The following is a 3460-nucleotide window of genomic DNA, read 5'->3' as shown; positions in this document are numbered from 1 at the left end:
AACCGCCACCCAGGCGGCCTAACCCAACCTGTCACCTGATCGTGCAGCAGTCCCGGTGAGAGGGGTCGGGGGTTTGTCGTGCACGGCTGGGCTCCGAGGGCGAGAAGATTCTGTTGTGAGTGCAACATCTCGGGACGCCGTCGTGGCGAGGAGCCGAGTCCTTCTCATGCCCAACGCCGAGGCAGTCCATCTCATGTCCCATTGGATCGTGCGCTGGCCACTATCGCTCTGTCTTGGGTCACGGCCCTTCGACTGCTCGCGAGCGACTTGTCGAGGTCCCAGCGTCAACGGAGCTCATCATCGCCGTCAGGGTGGATCATATCGCTGTGCAGATCTGCCCGAACTCTTGGGCCAGACAGCTTGCCGCTGTCGTCGACGCTCGCTATCACGAATCCGTTGACCTCAATGAACGGGCTGACCGGACAGGTTCCGGGCGTCAGCGTGTGGGCATGGTGTCCAGCAGCCGGGCGAAGGCGGCCTCGGTGACGACGGGGATGCCGTAGGTGCGGGCTTTGGCGGCCTTGCCGCTTGCGGAGTCGGGGTCTGCGGCGACGACGAGCTTCGTCTTCTTGGTGACATTTCCGACGACAAGCCCGATCTCGCTGATCATTGTTTCCAGCTGCGTGCGCGGGACTGAGAGCTCGCCGGTGAACACGATCTGATCGCCGGGCTGGAGGCGGAACGCCGGGCTGTCGGACGGGCGGCCTGCGAATCGCTGTGCCCGAACAACTGCAATCCGCACCAGCCCGCTGGGCAGTCCGAGCATCGCCGCGACGCTGGTGAGGTCAGCCATCTCTGCGTCGGTGACGATGCCGTCCTCCCATGCGGCGATCGCCATGGCGTCGAGGAATGTGGCGTGCACCGCGGCGATCTGGTCACGATGAAGGCCGAGTTCGAGGGCGACCTCCACGAGGGCTTCCTCCTCGTGCGCGGAGAGGTACCCATCGAGCATCGCCTTCTCGAGCACGTCGAGGTAGGCCTCCACCCGGGGCTCGGGGTTGCGTGGAAGTTGGGAGCTGATGCGGTCCAGCCATGCGTCGGGCCGGCGGGCTTTCCCGACACGAGGCCTGGTCGGGATCTCGGAGGGAACGATGTCGAACGACGGCCACCAGTGTTCGCGGGCTGTGCTGTTGGTCGCGTGCCAGGGGACAGGCCGAGCGCTGCAGGCCATGTAGAAGGCGAGAAGGCCTGCGACGGCGCGGGCATCTCCGAGTGCTGTGTGCTCGTCGACGTGAGTGATGTTCGCCGCCGCGCAGCAGTCCCGAAGCTTGCGAGAGGCACCGCGCAGGTATCTCGCCGAGAGTTGCATGGTGCACAGTGCAGGCGTCGGTGCCCGCGTGCCCAGCCCGGCCCGCTCAAACTCGTAGTCGAGGAACTGAGTGTCGAAACGGGAGTTATGGGCGACGATCGTGCGCCCCCGCATCAGCCCGATGATGTGAGGCGCCACCTCCTCAAACGACGGGGCATCAAGAACATCGCGTGCCGTGATGCCGTGGATCGATGTCGGCCCGACGTCACGAGCGGGGTTCAGCAGCGTCGACCATTCGCTGATGATCTCCCCGTCCTCGGAGACGCTGACGACGCCGATCTCGATGATGCGGTCGTGCTTCTGGGGGAAGAGTCCGGTGGTCTCCAGATCAATGACCGAATAACCCGACATGTTGCCTCCAGTGGAGTGACGTGCCGGTCACGGTAGGGCAGCGGCGACATGCTCCGCTCGTTTTTGAATGAGTCGGTTCTCCTCGAGAGCCACCACCGCAAAGCCGCCGATCCGCCCTCGGCCCGTGGCGTGCAAGGTTGCCAACCGACCCGTTGGCTGACCGCGGCCGGACGCGTGTTTCTGCCAGTCCCGGGCACCGCCGGACAACTCGCCTAGCTGTGCATCGCCGAAGCGATGACACGGGTCTCGACGGACCGATGGCGTGTGGCCGTGCCTGAACAATGTTGTACTTCCGGCATGACGCCGGGGCCCAATCAAACCCTCATCTGGTACTTCGAGCGGAACCTTGAGGTAGCGAACATCTTCTTTGAATGGAGGCACAAACTTCTCACCCTTGGGCTCGGGGCCGCCTCCACCCTTGCCGCGATCTCTGCCGCGCTGACGCCGAGCGTCCGTGGGTTCGTCGCGGCCGCGCCTGCTCTCCTCGGTGGTGCAATTGCGGTTGCAGTCGCGCTTGTGAATGAGCGCCATGCAGCCATCATGCGGGCGACCTACGGGATCGGGATCGCGCTGGAGGACGCCATGCGGCGCGACTGCCTCGATCTTGATGACGCGATCAGAGGTGCGCCGACTGCCTTCGACATACTCGCGCAACGGAGGCGCCTGGACGTCACACAGCCACCGGCGCCCCGCCTTCCGACCTTCACCACGGTTATCACCGTCTTGTCGATCGCCGTCGGGACGTTCTGCGCGGCCCTGGGCACGATCATCTGGTCCGGCTGAAGGGCGAACTAGTCGCGGCGAGCTGCCGATGCGACCGTCGCGCGGGCTTCGTCACTCTGAGAGGCCGGAAGCTCGAATGGATCAAGCTCCTCAAGATCCAGCCACTGGCGCGCGTGCTCGACTAGTTCTCGGCGTGCGCAAGCGAGGGCCTCGCGCGCGTCTCGGACAGTAGCAGCGTCGCGAGGAGCGCGTCCGAAGAGCGCGACCTTAATCATATGAATCAGCCACGGATCTTTGCTTACTGTATGTGCCTCTATGACAGAGGTGGACGCCATGGCGACAGCGTTGGTGAGCCGCACCGTATTTCCGTCGGCAGAAAGCCAGACGCGCGCGGCTGCCCTGTGCAATGCCGTCACCTCGACATTAAGTTTGTCAAAGATGTCTGCATAGTCGAGCGGCCGGATGATGCCGAGAATCCTCGAAGCGCTTCCGGTGAACGAGCCGGCGTTGGTCGCCAGCAGAGTCATCTCGTGCGCTCGAAGGTCAAGATTAGCGGCACGTACGATGACTTCCGCGACCGCATCCCTCTGTTCGCGTTCAGAGTCGGATCGCCTTGTCTCGCCTAGTTGAACTCGTTGAGCTCGCAAGGCTGCAGCCGACCCGATCACGGCGCCCATCAGGCCTATGAGGGCCGTTGCCCACTGGTCCCAGTTCACCGGCGACAACGTAGACACCTGCGCCGACAGAACGGACCGGCCCGCTACTGCGAGTCGGATCCGCCACGCCTGCGCGACTGAGTGGTGGAATCAGAAGCGCGGTTCTTCGAGACAGCCGAGGGCTACGCCGCGGAGGACGCGTCCGGATCCGCGCACGACCCGTAGCGCTGAGTGAGCCCCGCAGTTCCAGGAGATCCGGCTCGCCCGTCGAGGAGCATCGGAAAAGTTCATCGATCGAACGCTGGTGCTGTCGAAGTTCTGAGGCTTAGGGTCAAGCATGAGAAAGTTAAGACTTCTTGCAGCGGTCTGAACCGCCCCGGGATGTCCGGAGAGTTGATTCGTTGGAAGGATCTCTCTCATG

General features: G+C 63.9%; 3 protein-coding genes. 1 reads left to right on the top strand and 2 read right to left on the bottom strand.

Annotated elements, in window-relative coordinates:
- Positions 1 to 436: 436 nt before the first annotated feature.
- Positions 437 to 1660, bottom strand: a complete 1224-nt coding sequence (locus ACZDWJ_RS19650) for an exonuclease domain-containing protein (RefSeq protein ID WP_463523865.1) — start codon at positions 1658 to 1660, stop codon at positions 437 to 439.
- A 297-nt stretch (positions 1661 to 1957) separates the two neighbouring features.
- Here ACZDWJ_RS19650 and ACZDWJ_RS19645 point away from each other — a divergent pair, with 297 nt between their 5' ends.
- Positions 1958 to 2443, top strand: coding sequence for a hypothetical protein (locus ACZDWJ_RS19645; RefSeq protein ID WP_463523863.1), 486 nt, complete (start codon positions 1958 to 1960; stop codon positions 2441 to 2443).
- 8 nt (positions 2444 to 2451) lie between these two features.
- Here the strand turns inward: ACZDWJ_RS19645 and ACZDWJ_RS19640 are convergent, their stop codons facing one another.
- Entirely contained in the window at positions 2452 to 3099 is a 648-nt protein-coding gene (locus ACZDWJ_RS19640) for a hypothetical protein (RefSeq protein ID WP_463523861.1), read from the bottom strand.
- Between the last annotated feature and the right edge of the window lie 361 nt (positions 3100 to 3460).

It is taken from the genome of Nocardioides sp. B129/18, assembly GCF_055282735.1.
Note: the sequence above shows the minus strand (reverse complement) of the source record. Positions and strands in the feature narration are given on the sequence as shown.

What these genes read in the sequence shown, in the direction of transcription:
- ACZDWJ_RS19650 (WP_463523865.1), bottom strand. Translation starts at nt 1,660, where the DNA reads ATGTCGGGTTATTCGGTCATTGATCTGGAGACCACCGGACTCTTCCCC.
- ACZDWJ_RS19645 (WP_463523863.1), top strand. Translation starts at nt 1,958, where the DNA reads ATGACGCCGGGGCCCAATCAAACCCTCATCTGGTACTTCGAGCGGAAC.